Origin of the sequence: Paenibacillus sp. FSL H8-0282 (genome assembly GCF_037963825.1) — a bacterium.
In the GTDB taxonomy this organism is placed as follows: Bacteria; Bacillota; Bacilli; order Paenibacillales; family Paenibacillaceae; genus Paenibacillus_AQ; species Paenibacillus_AQ odorifer.
Genome location: NZ_CP150146.1, coordinates 281,633 through 298,690, shown reverse-complemented (window position 1 = coordinate 298,690; position 17,058 = coordinate 281,633). Strand labels below are relative to the sequence as shown.

General features: G+C 43.2%; 14 protein-coding genes. 7 read left to right on the top strand and 7 right to left on the bottom strand.

The window, feature by feature from the left end; all coding sequences use genetic code 11:
• Positions 1-8: 8 nt before the first annotated feature.
• Entirely contained in the window at positions 9-809 is an 801-nt protein-coding gene (locus tag NST94_RS01340; protein ID WP_076186200.1) for a hypothetical protein, read from the bottom strand.
• A gap of 527 nt (positions 810-1,336) precedes the next feature.
• On the opposite strand from NST94_RS01340, the gene hflX reads away from it, so the two are divergent.
• Positions 1,337-2,602, top strand: a complete 1,266-nt coding sequence (gene hflX / locus NST94_RS01335; protein ID WP_076186202.1) for a GTPase HflX — start codon at positions 1,337-1,339, stop codon at positions 2,600-2,602.
• A 155-nt stretch (positions 2,603-2,757) separates the two neighbouring features.
• Here hflX and NST94_RS01330 read toward each other — a convergent pair whose 3' ends face one another.
• The 5 genes from NST94_RS01330 to NST94_RS01310 all read right to left on the bottom strand — a co-directional run bounded on the left by NST94_RS01330 (position 2,758) and on the right by NST94_RS01310 (position 8,171).
• Positions 2,758-3,486 (bottom strand): protein-glutamine gamma-glutamyltransferase, encoded by a 729-nt coding sequence (locus NST94_RS01330; protein ID WP_076186204.1) that lies wholly within the window; start codon positions 3,484-3,486, stop codon positions 2,758-2,760.
• Positions 3,487-3,561: 75 nt separating this feature from the next.
• The gene (locus NST94_RS01325; RefSeq protein ID WP_339281559.1) at positions 3,562-4,824 is read right to left on the bottom strand and encodes a helix-turn-helix domain-containing protein; all 1,263 of its coding nucleotides are present in this window, start codon (positions 4,822-4,824) and stop codon (positions 3,562-3,564) included.
• Positions 4,825-5,049: 225 nt separating this feature from the next.
• On the bottom strand, positions 5,050-5,328 hold the full coding sequence (locus tag NST94_RS01320; RefSeq protein ID WP_339281558.1) for a hypothetical protein: 279 nt from the start codon (positions 5,326-5,328) through the stop codon (positions 5,050-5,052).
• A gap of 201 nt (positions 5,329-5,529) precedes the next feature.
• Positions 5,530-6,663 carry an alanine dehydrogenase gene (ald, locus tag NST94_RS01315; RefSeq protein ID WP_038568222.1) on the bottom strand — a complete coding sequence of 378 codons (1,134 nt, stop codon included), beginning with the start codon at positions 6,661-6,663 and terminating at the stop codon, positions 5,530-5,532.
• A 281-nt stretch (positions 6,664-6,944) separates the two neighbouring features.
• The gene (locus NST94_RS01310; RefSeq protein WP_339281557.1) at positions 6,945-8,171 is read right to left on the bottom strand and encodes a Zn-dependent hydrolase; all 1,227 of its coding nucleotides are present in this window, start codon (positions 8,169-8,171) and stop codon (positions 6,945-6,947) included.
• A 220-nt stretch (positions 8,172-8,391) separates the two neighbouring features.
• Between NST94_RS01310 and NST94_RS01305 the strand changes: the two genes are divergently transcribed.
• The 4 genes from NST94_RS01305 to NST94_RS01290 are packed head-to-tail and all read left to right on the top strand — an operon-like array spanning position 8,392 to position 13,432.
• The gene (locus NST94_RS01305) at positions 8,392-9,450 is read left to right on the top strand and encodes a glycosyltransferase family A protein (RefSeq protein ID WP_339281556.1); all 1,059 of its coding nucleotides are present in this window, start codon (positions 8,392-8,394) and stop codon (positions 9,448-9,450) included.
• Positions 9,447-10,574: a polysaccharide pyruvyl transferase family protein gene (locus NST94_RS01300; RefSeq protein ID WP_076126981.1), complete on the top strand. Its 1,128-nt coding sequence runs from the start codon at positions 9,447-9,449 to the stop codon at positions 10,572-10,574. The genes NST94_RS01305 and NST94_RS01300 overlap by 4 nt, the downstream gene beginning before the upstream one ends.
• A complete protein-coding gene (locus tag NST94_RS01295) occupies positions 10,549-12,096 on the top strand; it encodes a sugar isomerase (protein ID WP_076126979.1) in 1,548 nt (515 codons plus the stop codon). The genes NST94_RS01300 and NST94_RS01295 overlap by 26 nt, the downstream gene beginning before the upstream one ends.
• 19 nt (positions 12,097-12,115) lie before the next feature.
• Positions 12,116-13,432 (top strand): glycosyltransferase family A protein, encoded by a 1,317-nt coding sequence (locus NST94_RS01290; protein WP_076192559.1) that lies wholly within the window; start codon positions 12,116-12,118, stop codon positions 13,430-13,432.
• On the opposite strand, the gene NST94_RS01285 is transcribed toward NST94_RS01290, so the two are convergent.
• A complete protein-coding gene (locus tag NST94_RS01285) occupies positions 13,418-14,518 on the bottom strand; it encodes a beta-eliminating lyase-related protein (protein ID WP_339170799.1) in 1,101 nt (366 codons plus the stop codon). The genes NST94_RS01290 and NST94_RS01285 overlap by 15 nt on opposite strands.
• Before the next feature lie 157 nt (positions 14,519-14,675).
• Between NST94_RS01285 and udk the strand changes: the two genes are divergently transcribed.
• Together udk and NST94_RS01275 are read left to right on the top strand one after the other, a co-directional pair.
• Positions 14,676-15,302 (top strand): uridine kinase, encoded by a 627-nt coding sequence (gene udk / locus NST94_RS01280; protein WP_036687251.1) that lies wholly within the window; start codon positions 14,676-14,678, stop codon positions 15,300-15,302.
• Positions 15,303-15,448: 146 nt separating this feature from the next.
• The gene (locus tag NST94_RS01275) at positions 15,449-17,041 is read left to right on the top strand and encodes a spore germination protein (RefSeq protein WP_076192561.1); all 1,593 of its coding nucleotides are present in this window, start codon (positions 15,449-15,451) and stop codon (positions 17,039-17,041) included.
• Positions 17,042-17,058: the final 17 nt, after the last annotated feature.

Here is a 17,058-nt window from a genome sequence, read left to right as displayed (position 1 = left end):
AAGAATAATTACCATTGCTCGGACATTTTAAAGGTGACTGCGAGATCGTCCCCGCCCGAGAGGGAGTTTACCACCAATGTGACCGGTTCATCATGGAACTCGTATGAGAGTCGCTCATTAAGCAAATTAACCGCCAGATTCGCATACGCACCAGAAATCCCTGATCCTGTACCTTGCATAATAACTTTTCCACCCGTGACCGTAGTGCAGGTGTAGTTCACCAGCAGTGCCGTGTCCGTGACAGGAATAGCCGTAGTCGGTGTAGGATAATTCTCGAAGGTCCCATCAAGGGTCCCGCCTGCAACGACCATATAACGCACAGGTCTTTTGGACATAACATCTAAAGCTGCCGGTCGAATCTCAGCCGCAAGACCTTGTGGAATAGCAAAGCCAGGACGTCTCATAAAGCTGATCGCTGCGAAGTCAGTCGATGTAACGGTCACGTTATCACGTATTTCCGAGGTTATTCGGCTCACTTGAAACACTTCAAGATCAACGGCCGTCCATACACCGTCCACATCAACAAGGAAAACCTGAATCTTCATCTGCTCCTGCGAATATACAAAATTAAATTGGAATAAATCCTCTACCATGACATAGGTCTTGCTTAAGGTCTCCTGATATTGCAGCTCAAATAACTCTTCAACAAAAATGGCCTGGGGACTGACACTATTGGATAAGCCCGTAATATAACAAAACGCGCCAGCCGATCCATTGTTGACAACTTTGATCACTACTTGATCTATTGGCCGAGTACCGTCGACTGGTAAATTAATAATGGTGTTTGTGGACAGAACAGGCAATGTCATCACACCTCCTATATATCAATTCATATATGATATGTAAACATTGTTTAGAATTATTGGGTGTAATTAAAATACAAGAGATGTTCCAGAGCATAAATAGAGATTTGCCACTAAATAACGAATGTGGTAAACTCGACTTAACTTTTTATGAACGGAGGGTTACGTGTGATAGACTTTATCCGAGTTAGAACTTTGCGCGGCTAATTGAATAGCGCTAAAGCTCTGCCCATGTGCAGAGGACTCAGGATTGGTCTACCCATTTTTAAAGGTAACCCGATAATTTAACAACAGCGTGTAGGGAGGATTCTCTTCACCTCCATTCCTTTAAGAATTGAACATCCATAGAAGCCGATTAGCCAACTGCTGCTCGCAAGGGATCAAAGTGCCTCTTCCCTGCGACTGGACTGTTGTTTAATTCATTCTACCTATGGAAGGCCCTAACTCTGACGTCCTCTAACGAACCGTAAGCACAGGCAGATTGCCTGTGTTTTTTTGCGTTTATTATTTACTATTGGAGGATGAATAAATATATGGAACAAATACGAGAAAAAGCAATTATAGTCGGTGTCCAGCTTCAGAACGAAACGAATTTCGCCTATTCGATGGAAGAGCTGAGCAATCTGGCAGTTGCCTGTGACCTTGAAGTCGTAGGAGAGCTTAGTCAAAAGGCAAGTCGAATTAACCCCTCCCATTATATCGGGACAGGTAAAATCGAGGAATTATCGGCACTTTTAGAAGCACACGATGCTCCTATTGTTATTTTTAACGACGAACTGTCACCTTCACAGATCCGCAATTTGGAGTCCGCACTGGATCGTCAGGTCATTGACCGGACCATTCTGATCTTGAATATTTTTGCGGAAAGAGCGAAGACCAAGGAAGCCCAGCTGCAAGTTGAAGTAGCCAAGCTGCAATATATGCTGCCGCGCCTCACAGGTCTTCGTGAGTCGCTGGGCAGACAAGGTGGCGGAGCTGGACTTAAAAACAGAGGTGCTGGTGAAACCAAGCTAGAGCTGGACCGCAGAAGAATTGAAGAGCGGATTACTGCTTTACAGGTTGAACTGCAACAACAAGTAGCAAGACGTCAAATCCAGCGGAAACAACGGCATAAAAATGAAGTTCCCGTCGTCTGCCTGGTAGGCTATACGAACACCGGAAAATCCAGCTTAATGAATGTCATGGTAGAGACTTACCATCCGGGTTCCCATAAACAAGTATTCGCCAAGGATATGCTGTTCGCTACACTAGAGACATCGGTTCGCAGCATTGAGCTGCCTGATCACAAAACCTTTTTATTAACAGATACTGTCGGATTCGTCAGCCAGCTTCCCCATCATCTGGTCAAAGCGTTCCGCTCCACTCTTGAAGAGGTTACCGAAGCGGACTTATTGATTCACGTAGTCGATATTTCCGATCCGCAGCATCAACAGCATATGGCGGTTACAGATGAGACGCTCAAAGCACTCGGCGCTGACCAGATTCCAACGATCTATGCCTATAATAAAGCTGATCTGACTGATTTGCCTTACCCGCAAATTGAAGGTGACAATGTCTACCTTTCCGCCAAGAAAAATAGCGGAATGGCTGAACTTACCGCTCTGATCCGCAGCCATGTTTTTACGGACTATGTCCAGTGTGAGATTCTGGTTCCATTTGATCGGGGTAATGTAGTCTCTTATTTCAATGAACACGCCCATGTTCAATCTACTAGCTATGAAGAAACAGGCACACGCCTTGAGCTGGAATGCAGAAAATCTGATTTTGAGAAATTCCGCAACGATTTTATTGAGCTATAACAAATTAGAAACGACGTGGTAATCCTTAATTAAAAAAGAGGGATAGAGTTTTCAGAGTTATCTGAAGCTCTATCCCTTTCTTTTGTGAATAAAAAATGAACAATACAAAAGAGCCCTCTCTTTGCATTGCTCAGTAAGTATAAAATAGGCAGACGCTAGATCTTATAAATATAGTTTCTAGACCCTATTCTTGAACATACAGTGTATCGGAAGCTTCTATTGTTGGCTGCCGGTAAAACCGTTCCTGCAGATAACCGCTGTAAGTAATTAAAGTCTGGATGCACCGATTCATCCGTTAAATAGGCCGAGATATCACTCCCATATACTCTTTCCTGATTCAGAGAGTCTATGATAATCTCTCCAGTAGTAATCCCTATGCCATGGCCGTAGAACAGATCATTTTCGAGTTTAATTGCATTCTCGCCCTGCCATTCTGGCTTGCTCGGAGCATGATCGGGATTCTTGAAATATACAACGTCTCCACGCTGCGTTAGTTCCTTGTTGTAGTTTGTGATTAAGCGTAAATTCTCGTCATAATTCCAGTCCCATAAGAACAAGTCCTTGAAATACTTATTAAACGCTTCTTCACCTATAGCTTCAATCGTCGCCCGATACATAACAATGACCATGGCTGTCGCGCATTCAAAGGCATATAAATGACCATTCCGAAAAATATCTTTAATCCCCACTGTGGGCTCTACGCCAGCGTTCAGCTGAAGCCCACCAATCTCTGTACGTGTCCAAAACTGCGGATTGCAGCGGGAATCATCAAATGTTGCAAAATCCACTCCACTTTCATTTAAAGCTTCAGCCGATTCCACGATGCTTTCTCTCATTTTGCGCTCAAAGTCAAGGGCATCGGGTGAACGAACTTCCTTCACCATGCTTAGTCCCTCCAATGTTATAGGTTCTAAATATAGGTTATTGTACGTGTTCGTCACCGGGTTGGTGCTTAATTCTCATGATTCCCTGGCATCCACGAACCACTGGTTAAGCTGCCGTGTCTCTTCCGTCAAAATATCCAGGAAAATAGAAGTGCGATAACCCGTATCCTTCAAGCTTTTGCCCGTAATCTCTGCAATTCGGTTTAATCTATAAAGCAATGTATTAGTGTGTATATGTAAAAAAGCCGCGGATTCCTTTAAATTGCCGCTTAATGATAAATAGACAGCGATGGTTTTGAGAAAATCACTTTTATGCTCGCGATCATGTTCTTTTAGCGGATATAGCAACGGGCTTTTACGAATTCGACTGCGCTTTTGCTCCATAATAACCGGTATATATGCCCAAAATCCAATTTCCTCGTACAATAGCAGCTCCCGCCCATGAAAAGGCAGCAGCTTTTTGATCTCCACAATGGACACCGCTTCCCAATAGGCAATAGCCGCGGACATATATTCAGTGTAATCGAGACTACAGCCAGCAGCCAGTGTGCAGCCTTCACTCTTATACATATCCTCCATTGTTTTATGCAGGAATGAAGATAATCCACCCGCCCCCTCGATCACAAAGCTGAAGGAAAACAAAATAATCAGCCGATTATGCTCAGCCGTCAGAAATAGTAATTGCAGTCCGGAATAAGATGCCATAACCTGCCGAAACCGGAGTATTAAATGATCATCGATTACCTTGTCACTTTCAAACACGCTAATATAATATTTTTCCGGCAAAAGAATGGACCAAAATTCCGCATCCTTTTTAATATTTGCTTCGTTGTCGTAGTGGGAGGTAATCAGCTTCCAGAAAAAGTCCTCATGCGTTTTGTCCTGCTTCGTTTTCCAGCCTCGCTGCTTAAGTAAATAACGGCCTACGATACCTGCCGCCTTCTCAACGATATTTTCGGCATGCCCTTCTACCAGGTTGCCTGTATCTACTACCCATATGTACCCGAGAATTTCCTTTTGATGTTTAATACAAATGGCCAGCCGGGGACCAAGTCCCACCTCCAGCACTGCAGGAATTCGAATGGGATGTGCCGAGCTCTCCAGCTGCTGCATAATCCCTTTTTTGCGCAAGCCAATAATCACAGCGTTAGGTACACGCTTCCCGATAATCGTTGAAATCCGCGCGGAGTCACTCTCAAATTCATGCGAGCTGTAGCCAATCACATGATGATTGCTGTCCTCGATGGTAACTTGAGACTGTAGCGATTCACTTATCGTATCCGCCAATGATTCCATACTGTCGAAGAAACGATCAAATAATGGATCCTTATCTGTCACTAGCTTCACTCCCACCTGAAGAATAACCAAATCCTGTACTCTAGAGTGATTTCATTATAGTATGCATCCCCCTAGCTGACTATAAGATAAATAGCTGGTTTAGGTGAGGGGCGAGATCGGCTTGTTGAGGAAGGTGTTTGGGACGGGGATGATTGGTGGGGGTTTTGTTGAGAGTTTTGTCGGGGTATTTGGGAAGGTTTAATAGTTGTTGGTGATTACCAAATGTTATAAGTGGTTTTTAGGGAATAACCCCCGGAAATTCTGTTTTTTAATCATCACATGATCATAATTAGGGAAATTCTCCCTAATATTCTGCACTTTAAGCATCACACGATCATAATTGGGGATATACTCCCTGATTTTCTTCTGTTTTGCGTATAAACAGGCGTATTCCTCGTTTTTTAGGGAGGAATTCCCTAATAACAGCATTTTTAAGCTATTTTCGCGTTTTTTTAGGGAGAATTTCCCTAAAACATCTCTCATCAAAGCTTTCACCCTATCCATCCAACTTCACTACGTAATCTATCCACCATAGCACCGCACGAGCAAACATCTACTGCATCTAATTACACTGAAACGCAATCTATTTACTTTAACGCCGTACTGACCAACTTCCACCCGGTCTCCACCGCAAGAAACGCCAAACAGCAAGCTCCCCGCAGAGAGCTTGCTGTTTGGCTCATTCCATTATGGAACGTGTCTATTTTAGATCAATGTGAATGTCTGCTCCATGGCTTGCTCAACCGAATAAGGTGTCTCACCCAACGCTTCGGCAACAGCTTGGCAGGTGATTCTGCCATTGGCTACATTCACGCCGCTTCTTAAGCCGTCATTATCCTGAATCGCCTTGATCACACCTTTATTGGCAATTTGCAGGGCATATGGAACTGTAACATTTGTTAAGGCAATAGTTGAGGTCTTAGGAACAGCGCCTGGCATATTAGCCACGGAATAATGCAGCACGCCGTGTTTCACAAACACGGGATTATCATGTGTCGTCACTCTGTCGATGGTTTCTACAATACCACCTTGGTCAATGGCCACGTCAACGATCACTGATCCCGGCTTCATGGTCTTGACCATTTCTTCAGTAACCAGCTTCGGTGCTTTAGCACCCGGAATTAACACGGCACCTACCAGCAGATCCGCTTCAGCCACTGCTTTGGCAATATTATAAGGGTTAGAGATCAACGTATTAATCTGTGCTCCAAAAATATCATCTAATTGACGTAGTCTCTCCGCACTGAGGTCAACTATCGTAACATCTGCGCCTAAACCAATAGCCATCTTAGCTGCATTAGTACCTACTACACCGCCGCCAATGATACTCACTTTACCTCGACTAACGCCAGGAACTCCGGAAAGAAGAATACCTTGTCCGCCGTAGTTCTTTTGCAGGAACTGCGCGCCCAATTGGACGGACATCCGGCCAGCTACTTCGCTCATCGGTGTTAACAGCGGCAAGGTGCGTCCATGAACAACCGTCTCATATCCGATCGCAAAGACGCCTTTGTCTTTTAGCGCAGCAGCCAAGGCAGGCTCTGGAGCAAGATGAAGATACGTAAATAGAATAAGGCCTGGACGGAAATAGGGGTACTCAGTTGCTAATGGTTCTTTTACCTTCATCACCATTTCAGCAGAGCTCCAGACCTTTGCTGCATCCTCAATCAATTGTGCTCCGGCAGAGACATACTCTTCGTTAGGAAATCCGCTGCCCACACCGGCTCCAGCTTCTACGAGCACTTGATGACCTTCAGTAATTAAACTAACTACACCCGCAGGGGTTATGGCAACACGATTTTCATTGTTTTTAATTTCTTTAGGTACTCCGATAATCATCATTCATCTCTCCCATCTAATGTAGATCCCTTATGTAAAGAATGATAACATATGATTAGCATTCCCATTTTGTTAAAAAATTAAAATATTATCTACCATGATTGTGTTTTTACACAAAGGATCAGACTTAACTGCCCATTAATCTTTAACCATTTTGGTACTCAACACAACCATCTTTATTATCTCATAAAAAAAGACACCCTATAGAGTGCCTTTTTGACGATTTTGTATGAAATTAAAGCGACTACCTTATCGCATTATGTTATATTAAGTGACATTACCTATCTTGATAATAACAACATCACTGTTTCTAACACTACATTTACCCCTTTTTCGCAGTCTTCATAAGAGGTTAGTTCCTCTTCACAATGGCTTTTACCCTTCACGCTAGGCACGAACACCATTGCGGATGGCAGAAAGCTGGCTACGAATTGTGCGTCATGCCCTGCACCACTTGCGATCTTTCGACTGGAATAACCCAAGGTTTGAGCCGCTTGCTCCACCAAATCACACACATTCTGATCAAACCACACCGTATCTCGGCCCCAAAGCTTAGTCTTGCTTACTTCACAATCCAGCAGTTGCTCTGGCAAACCGTTGATAATGGCTTCCACTTCACGCACAATCTCCATCTCTTTATGTCTGGCTTCAATGGTGAAAATCACTTTATTGGGAATGACGGTATGGATATTAGGAAGCACATTCATTCTGCCCATGGTATACACAAGCTCGGAATCGAGCGCCCCCAGCTTGCTCCGCAGCTCAATAATCATATCTGTGGCAGCAAACAAAGCATCTTTGCGCATCGCCATAGGGGTTGTGCCCGCATGATCGGATTCTCCCGTCACCTCAATCTCGTAACAGGCCATACCAACTACACAGTCAACCAGCCCAATCGTCAGCTCCTCTTTTTCAAGAACAGGCCCTTGCTCGATATGAAGCTCCAAATAAGCGGTGGCTTCGGTGATACGATTGCTCATTTCTCCCTTATATCCACTCTTCTCCAGCGCTTCACCAAAGGTGATGCCTGCTGGATCTTTTTTGTTCAACATGACACTTTTATCAAACTTTCCGGACAACACACCAGAGGCCATCATCGATGGCTCAAAACGTGCCCCCTCTTCATTCGTAAAATTCATAATCGTCACCGGAAACTTCGGCTTAATCCCGTAATCTACAAGCGTCCGCACCACCTCTAGACCCGCGATAACCCCTAGAACGCCATCGAATCTGCCCCCTTTTTTCACAGTATCCATATGCGAGCCAATCACAATCGGAGGCCCGGAAGTTTCGCCTGCCAGTGTGGCATACATCGTCCCCATATCATCCATCTTCACAGACATTCCGAGCTCTTCACAACAGGCACGAAAATAATCCCGAACTTTAAGATCCTCTTCCGTCAGCGATAATCGGGTCACGCCATTTTTATCTGTACGCCCATAATCGGCAAATGCCTCGATTGTATTCTTCAGTCTCTCACCGTTCACGAATATTTTTTGCAGCTGCATCCCAGATCCCTCCGCTTCGAACGTTTTGTTGGCTTTCTATCTATGTTAAACCAAACCATAATATTTTCATTTTACATATTGTAATAATTATTATTCACATGATGCTACAACGAGTAGAGCCAGCAATAAGTAAACTAAAGTAGTATATACAATCTTTTCATACGAGGGGTAAGCTTAAGATAGCTTATCATCCAGTTCTACACAGGAAAGGAGCGAGCCCATGAATCTAAGCCTTGTGATCCCGGTATACAATATAGAGCAGTATATAACCCCTATGTTTAATTCACTGCTTGATCAAAGCGATCCGCATTTCGAAGTCATCATCGTAGATGATGGTTCTACGGATAACACTTACAACGTTATAGAAAAGATTCTTTCGCGTAATCCCGCCCTTTTCTGTAAAGTCATTCGAACGGAGAATCATGGAGTAAGCGCGGCTAGAAATAGGGGTTTAGCTGAAGCCACAGGTAACTATGTTCTTTTTGTAGATGGAGATGATTATGTCTCCGCAGACTTGGTCTCAACCCTTCAGTCATATACTCAAGATGAACAACCCGAGATTATTTGCTGGGGTTATAATCATGTCTCCGAAGGCAGAGAAACTCTATTGAGCTGTACCTCTGATTTCAGCGACGTGACGGGAAGTCAAGCACTGGCGCGGATTTTCGTGAACAAAAGCTTGCGAATATGGACAGGGAGTATCGCTTATAAGCGAGAATTCTTACTTCTCCACGGGCTAGGTTATACAGAACGCTGTGTGAATGGAGAGGATCAAGAGTTCATCTACAAAGCCTTGTCCAGAGCAGCCAGAGTCATCTCAATCCCGGATATACTATCCTTTTATTTACAGAGAAACTCCTCCATCTCCAACAGCTATAACGTGAATAAATTCGATGTAGTGGATGCTTTCAAAAGGGTGGACGAATATTTCAAAACCTATCCCTTTGCTGAACTAGATACGATCTCCCCTTTGTTAATGAACCGTGAGCTGATCGAGAACTACTTTTTCAACCTCAAAACCTGTCTAAATGGTACGGAAGGGGTAAGCATTCAGGAATTACTTCGTGACATCAACCATACCTATCCAAAGCTCAATCAAGAAATGGATGAACTCATAAGACGTTATAGAGGAGATAATCGCAGATTAACCCTTTATATCAGAACATTTTTAATCTCCCCGCTTCTATATCACAGATTCATCTCTGTGGAGAGAGGCTTATCCAGGTTCAAGCGAAACCTACTTAAAGGGAACGGAACCCGAAAGGAATCTAGAATATGAAAAAGATGCTGATATACGCCTATACCGAATTTAATCTGGGCGATGATCTATTCATTAAGGTGCTGTGCGAAAGATATCCGGATACCAAATTCAGAATTTGCGCACCACGCCTCTATAAACAATGTTTCAAAGAGCTCCCTAACCTCAAAGTGTATCCTTCCGATTCCCTTCTTCTAAGAGGCATTGGCTATATTTGCAGGAAGCTAAAGATACATAATGTAGCTCACAAATATCTGGCAGATCACTCAGATGGCGTCGTTCATATCGGCGGCTCGATTTTCATGGAAGCAGACCACTGGGCAGAGCATTTCAAGAATGCAGAAGTCATTCGTAATCAAAATAAGCCTTACTATCTGTTAGGATCTAATTTTGGCCCTTTTACAAATCAAGAATACTATGATGAGCACAAGCGGATTTTCAAGGATTATACAGATATATGTTTCAGAGAACAGTACTCTTATGATTTATTTAAGGATCTGGATAATGTCCGCTTAGCCCCAGATATTATTTTTCAGCTAGACCCGCCAGATATTCCAAACGAACCGGAGGATTACATCGTCTTATCCGTTATTAAACCTTCAGCGAAAGGTCTGAACGGTTTTGACAACCTCTATTATGAAAAAATGAAAGAACTCGCAATTTATTTCATTGAAAAAGGTTACGCGGTTCATTTCATGTCATTTTGCGAACACGAAGGCGATCAACTGGCGATTGAAGAGATTCAGCGCCTTATCGGTCCCTCCTACAAGGATGCTATTCAAGTGCATTTATATAAAACGAACATGGAAGAAGTGTTGTCCGTGTTAGCTAATGCCAGTTCTATTGTGGCTTCAAGATTCCATGCAATGATTCTGGGCTGGGTATTTAATAAACCGGTATTCCCTGTAGCCTACAGCAAAAAAATGGTCAATGTAATGGAAGATGTTGGATTCACAGGTCTGTATGCCGATTTCAACACGCTGGAACAGGTCCAGCCTGCACAGATTTTTGAAAGTATGATCACCTGCTCTATGGATGTCACACTGCAAGCAAAACAAGCCGAAAGACATTTCGAGCATCTAGATACGTATTTACCGCTTTACGAAAGGGGGATTCGTTATGAAAGCCAAGCGGAGCATTCTTAACTTATCCTTTGGACTGGGAAGTCAACTCATCACGATCATCCTCGGTTTTTTTATACCCAGACTGATAATGGTCAACTATGGCTCTGAGGCCAATGGTTTGATCGCTTCGATTGTGCAGATTATTAGTTATTTGGCCCTGCTGGAAGCAGGTGTTGGGGCGGCCTCGATCCAAGCACTTTACAAGCCGGTAGCTTCGGATAATAAAAACAATATCAACTCTATTCTGGCTGCCACCTCCAGCTATTATAAAAAAACAGGTATTTACTATTTCTTCGCCGTACTGCTACTCGCCATCGTGTACCCGCTAGTGATCTCGTCTGAGATCGATAAATTATCGATTATGGTCATTATTTTGCTTACGGGGATGGGCGGAGCAATCAATTATTATTTTCAGGGGAAATTCAAGGTCCTGCTCGCTGCGGAGGGAAAAAGCTATGTAGAGACTTCTATTGTCACTGTGGCTAATATTATGAACAGCCTGATCCGGATTCTGTTATTACTGCAAGGTGTGGACATTATTGCGGTTCAAGCTTCCTATTTTATCTTAACTTTACTTCAAATCATCGCTTTCTATATTTATATGAATAAGAATTACAAGTGGATCAACCTGAATCTCAAACCAGACTATGAAGCCATTGGTCAAAAGAATTCCGTATTAGTCCATGAAATCTCCTATTTGGTGTTTAGAAATACGGACGTACTTATATTAACCATCTTTACGAATCTAAAAATCGTCAGTATCTATGTTATGTACAATATGATTTTTACGATCGTGGATAATATCGTCCAGACCATAAACGGAAGTGTGAAGGCTGCCCTCGGGCAAAGCTACCATGAGAGTAAAGAAGCATTTATTAAATTTTATGATGCTTACGAAGTGTATTTTATGGGGCTTATCTTCTCGATTCTAACGGTGGCTTACATTTTGATTTTACCCTTTATGAAATTGTATACCGCTGGGGTAAACGACGTGAATTACATTGATATGTGGCTGCCGGTCTTGTTCGTAGTCATCAAATTATTAACCAATGCCAGAACGTCTTCCAATAATGTGATTACCATCGCTGGACATTTCAAAAAAACACAAAACCGTTCCATTCTGGAATCCGCCATTAATCTGGTGGCTTCTGTTGTCTTCGTAATCTTCATGGGAATTTACGGTGTACTGATGGGAACGATAGTTGCCCTCCTATACCGCTCCATAGATATTGTGATCTATGCCAGCAAACATTTGCTGGACCGCAGTCCATGGGTCACTTTTAGAAGATGGCTTACGAATGCAGTAGTTTTTGTAGGCATTATTCTCATCACAACTGCCATCGACATCCCGATCCATTCCTATCTGGGGCTTATGATCTGGGGTGTACTTCTAGGACTAGTGATCTTGCCTGTATATTTTGTAATCGGCTCTTTAATGGAACGGGAAGTCTTCCTCTATACATGGGAACATCTCAAAAAGTATCGATACAAACTCAAAAATAAAATTAACGCTCAGCCTGAGGTAAGTGGTTTATCCAAATAACACAACAGGAGGACTGGAAATGGATCATAGCGAGGTTTTGCAGCAAGCCTGTTACGTCTTTCTAAACGACCTAAATGACGAAATAAACCATTCACCTACCATCCAAATAGAGGATACAGAACTATTGCAAAGATGCCGCCAGATCATAGATCAAGAACAAAATGTACAAATCAAACCTTATCTGGAAACCTTATCTGAGGTTATTCATGCCTTTCTGACGGGGAGGGCTTCAGAGGATACTTTGAAATTCTATCTGTCTGAACAATTCAACATTGTTGCCAGTGATATCGCAGGTTTAATTCAGGGGTTGGTTAAAATGGAAAGCCGCATTTCGGATACGGAAATTTCCTACCCAACAGTCCAATCCTTATCCGATTCTCCCAAGATCAGTGTCATTATCACCACCTATAATAGAAAAGAATTCCTATATCAAGCGATCCAAAGTATCTTAATGCAGGACTATCCCAATAAAGAGATTACAGTGATTGATGATTGTTCTACAGATGGCACGAAAGAGTTAATGCAGCAACACTTTGGGGCGGAGCCACGGGTCATTTACATGCGCAATGCTACCAATAGCGGACCTGGAAATAATCGCCGAAAAGCTTTTGCTGCACATGGTGATGGGGAATATGTTCTTTTTCTCGATGATGATGATTATCTGATCGACATGAATTATTTCAGTAAAGCTGTCCGCTTCCATCTCCTTCATCCCGAAATATCATTTGTAGCTGCGAATGTGTTTCTGGAGTATTCCAAAGCCAAACAACTAAAAATCTCCAATCTGCAGCTTAGCAGCATTATTAAGAAACGCGATTATTTCATGAATTTCGAGAAAAAAGGATATCCAAAACCCGCCTCTACTTTAACTACTGTCTTTAAACGAGAGGCCTTAATGGCTATGGATATCCTAGATATGAATATGGTCAACGATGCTTCCATCTATTTGCGTTCCCTGCTGGTAGGTGATGCGGGCTTCATTGATGTGATTGCGGGCGTGTACCGAATACACGGGAACAATATCACCTTTAATCTGAGCCAGGGATTCTTAATTGAGAATCTGGAAGAAAAAAAACTCATTAAGAATATGGCCGTGCAGAAATATGGATATAACGCACAGGAAATGACGGAATGGTTCAACCATAATGCTTACGATACGATCTCATACTATTTATTAAATTCTGCAAAAGACGCTACAGACTTTAAATTCATGTACCATTGGGCGCTTAACCATTGCCCGCTGATCTACAATCAATTGAAAAATGAGTTTCGCATGAAGCTTATTAAAAAACAATTATTACGAATCTCCTTACTCCGTACGCTACTCGGCAGATGATTCGCTCATTAGCTTATCGAGCAGCAGAAAAAACTCTCTAAGCTTTTCTTTTGGGATGTCGGCATACTTGTCTCCAATGCTGATCTCACAATAAGAAGTATGTTCCCCGGTAGCTCTTATTCCCGCGCTTAAACCGATTCCTGTCGCCTCATACACCGCTGACAGAATCGGTTCAAGTTGTTCCTTAGACATTTGAAAATGCATGTGAAACATATTGGAGACAGGTTGAGCGGGCAGAGTGGTTACGTCGTGACATTGATTAACCCAAGCAGCAAGCTCCTTCGCGCCTTCATAATACTGCTGCATCTTGCCCTCTCTTTGCCGGAAATAATAATCAGAAGAAATGATGTACGGATATAAGCTGATTAAGTCTCCACCATGCCGCCGTTTCCATATCTTTGATTGCTTCGTAAAATCTTCACTGCCTGCAAGAATTGCCCCGGCGATTCCTCCAATTCCTTTATAAAAGGATATATACACACTATCAAAGAGTGCAGAGATTTCAGCTGCTGACTTCCCGTAATACGGGAGGATCTCAAATAATCTTGCCCCATCCAAATGCAATTTAATGCCGCGTGCACGGCAATGAGCAGAAATAGCTTCAAGCTCCGTGTACTCTGGCAGCTGACCACCAATCTCGCGCTGGGGTAATTCCAGCAACAGACAGGCGATATCCTCCTTTAGGTTCGCCACATCCTCCAAAGTGATTAATCGGTTCTTGTCCGCAAGCAAGATAGGCTCAATATGATGTAATTCCTTCAGGCCATCCTGCTCATGGATCTCCAAGTGACATAAGGGATGATAGGCTACCTTTTTCACCTCTTTTTCATCGCACCAAATTCTTAAAGCGATTTGCTGCGCCATCGTTCCGCTCGGAAAGAAAACCGCGGTTTCTTTGCCCAGGATATTCGCCATTTTCGTCTGGAAATCTTCAATCACTTCGCCCGTTCCATAAATATCAGATGCCGTACTGTTCTCTACGGCTGCCAAGGCTTCCTTCAACACTTGCACATCTCTATTCCCATTCCCTGCGATTCGATAGGCCGTTTCATTAAAAGCCTCTTGTACGGTTTTTTTTCCGTTCATTCGTTGGATAACCCCTTCCGGATTTGCCTTGTCCCTAATATAGACGAATTTCCAAAAATCCCATCTTAATTTTACCCGATCTAAGGTGAAAAAACATGAGCGCTGTGCTACAATATTGGAATTGCAACGGCAATCTTAGGGAGGGTTATTGAATCACATGCTCATTATTGGTATCGCCGGCGGCACCGGCTCGGGAAAAACAACCGTAGCCCGCTCCGTCATTGACCGTCTTGGAACGGGAAAGGTAACTTTCATATCTCAAGATAACTACTATAAGGATCACTCACATCTCAGCTTTGCTGAACGTGAATCCATTAATTACGATCATCCTTTCGCTTTCGATAACGAGCTGCTCATTGAGCATCTTAAATCTCTGCGCGAAGAACAGACCGCATTCGCTCCCGTGTATGACTTTACAGTCCATGCCCGCTCCACTACAGAGACGGTAGAACTGAAGCCAAACAATATTGTAATCATCGAGGGACTCCACGTCCTTTCTGACGAGAATCTCCGTGAAATGCTCGACATCAAGGTATTCGTGGATGCCGATCCTGATGTACGCATTCTCCGCCGGGTCCTTAGAGATATTGAAGAACGTGGACGGAGCATCCAGTCGATCCATCATCAATATTTGAGTACAGTTAAACCCATGCATGAAGCTTTTATCGAACCATCCAAAAAATACGCTGACCTGATCATCCCTGAAGGTGGCCATAATGAGGTTGGTATTCAGTTGTTGTCCATCCTAACGGAGAAGCATCTATATAACGATTGGACGTCTTAAAGTCTTAATTAAGCGCTTCTAGCTAGCTGCAGAGAATCTCTCTGCGGCTTTTTTGATATGCGTTGACCCATCCATGGTTCAGAATAATCCCACCTCATTCTGGTAATAGCTATATTTACAGCACCAGCGGAAGAGGGATAACAACTATGGGATTTCTGAACAGAACAATAACAAAAGTTTTTAAGAACCCTTCATTAGGGCACCCTAACCCCACTAAAGAATTACCCAAGGAACCTATTAAAGAAAAACTTCAAGATAATATTCAATATATAAAAACAACACTCGGCAATAGTACAGATCTCGTGATTAGAGAATTCTTTATTGGTTCCAAACACCAGATCAAAGCAGCTATTTTCTATACAGATGGATTGGCGGATAGTAAAGCTATTCAGGATTTCATTCTGGAATCACTAATCTTAGAACTTCCAGATCCAAGTCTTGATACACAAACAGCCAACTATCAATTATTAAAAGATCACATGCTCACTGTAGGGGATATTAAAGATGCGACGGAGTTCAATTCTTTATTCACCTCTCTATTATCCGGAGATGTGATCCTCTTACTTAATGGATATACCAAAGGGTTCACCATAGGCATGCGTGACTGGAAAGACCGTGGCGTAACGGAAAGTGCCACTGAAACGGTGATTCGTGGACCTAAGGAAGCCTTCACAGAAAGCTTACGCACGAATACCGCATTAATCCGGCGGAAAATAAAAGACCCCAATCTTTGGTTAGAAACACAGCAAATTGGACGTGTAACACAGACAGACGTAGCCCTCATGTATATCAATGGCATTGTTAGTGATGAGATTCTGCAAGAAGTACACTCACGTTTAGATCGGATCGACATTGACGGTATCCTGGAAAGTGGCTATATCGAAGAATTAATCGAGGATGAAACCTATACCCCATTTCCAACCATCCATCATACGGAACGCCCTGACGTTATAGCAGCTGCTCTTATGGAAGGAAAAGTAGCCATATTAGTAGATGGGACTCCTATAGTAATGACGGTGCCTACCTTATTTGTTTCCTTCATGCAGACGGCGGAAGATTATTATCAACGTGCCGATGTTAGCACCTTAGTACGAATGCTTCGATACTTCAGTATTTTCATTTCACTACTTGCCCCATCTTTGTATGTAGCTATTACTACCTTTCATCAGGAGATGCTGCCCACAACCCTGCTGATCAGTCTAGCCGCACAACGGGAGGGCGTGCCGCTTCCAGCATTTATTGAAGCACTCTTAATGGAGCTTGCCTTTGAGATTATACGAGAAGCGAGTGTACGAATGCCTCAAACCATAGCCCAATCTGTATCCATTGTAGGCACCCTAGTGATTGGGACTGCGGCAGTTGATGCCGGCATTGTTTCTGCTGCCATGCTTATTGTCGTCGCTATTACTGCTATCTCCAGCTTTGTGCTGCCATCCTTCGATCTTGCCCTGACCATCAGAATGCTCCGTTTCCCAATGATGTTCCTTGCTGCATCCTTTGGATTGTTTGGGATCATTATCGGCGTTATTGCGATAGTTCTTCACATGTGCAGCTTACGTTCCTTTGGAATTCCTTATTTGAGCCCGTTTGCTCCCTATAATCTCGCCGATCAAAAGGACACCTTTTTCCGAATGCCGCATTGGGCTATGTTTACCCGCCCTAGACTTATCAATAAAAAAAATATCGTTCGGGAAAAGAGTACACCACCGGAGAAACCGGGAGATCTCACGGAGGAATAGCCCCTGAAACCTTGACC

Excerpts from the sequence above, each read along its gene's own strand:
- NST94_RS01305 (WP_339281556.1), top strand. The coding sequence starts at position 8,392 with ATGAATCTAAGCCTTGTGATCCCGGTATACAATATAGAGCAGTATATA.
- NST94_RS01295 (WP_076126979.1), top strand. The coding sequence starts at position 10,549 with ATGAAAGCCAAGCGGAGCATTCTTAACTTATCCTTTGGACTGGGAAGT.
- NST94_RS01300 (WP_076126981.1), top strand. The coding sequence starts at position 9,447 with ATGAAAAAGATGCTGATATACGCCTATACCGAATTTAATCTGGGCGAT.
- NST94_RS01285 (WP_339170799.1), bottom strand. The coding sequence starts at position 14,518 with ATGAACGGAAAAAAAACCGTACAAGAGGCTTTTAATGAAACGGCCTAT.
- NST94_RS01340 (WP_076186200.1), bottom strand. The coding sequence starts at position 809 with ATGACATTGCCTGTTCTGTCCACAAACACCATTATTAATTTACCAGTC.
- NST94_RS01320 (WP_339281558.1), bottom strand. The coding sequence starts at position 5,328 with ATGGATAGGGTGAAAGCTTTGATGAGAGATGTTTTAGGGAAATTCTCC.
- hflX (WP_076186202.1), top strand. The coding sequence starts at position 1,337 with ATGGAACAAATACGAGAAAAAGCAATTATAGTCGGTGTCCAGCTTCAG.
- NST94_RS01330 (WP_076186204.1), bottom strand. The coding sequence starts at position 3,486 with ATGGTGAAGGAAGTTCGTTCACCCGATGCCCTTGACTTTGAGCGCAAA.
- NST94_RS01310 (WP_339281557.1), bottom strand. The coding sequence starts at position 8,171 with ATGCAGCTGCAAAAAATATTCGTGAACGGTGAGAGACTGAAGAATACA.
- ald (WP_038568222.1), bottom strand. The coding sequence starts at position 6,663 with ATGATTATCGGAGTACCTAAAGAAATTAAAAACAATGAAAATCGTGTT.
- NST94_RS01290 (WP_076192559.1), top strand. The coding sequence starts at position 12,116 with ATGGATCATAGCGAGGTTTTGCAGCAAGCCTGTTACGTCTTTCTAAAC.
- udk (WP_036687251.1), top strand. The coding sequence starts at position 14,676 with ATGCTCATTATTGGTATCGCCGGCGGCACCGGCTCGGGAAAAACAACC.
- NST94_RS01275 (WP_076192561.1), top strand. The coding sequence starts at position 15,449 with ATGGGATTTCTGAACAGAACAATAACAAAAGTTTTTAAGAACCCTTCA.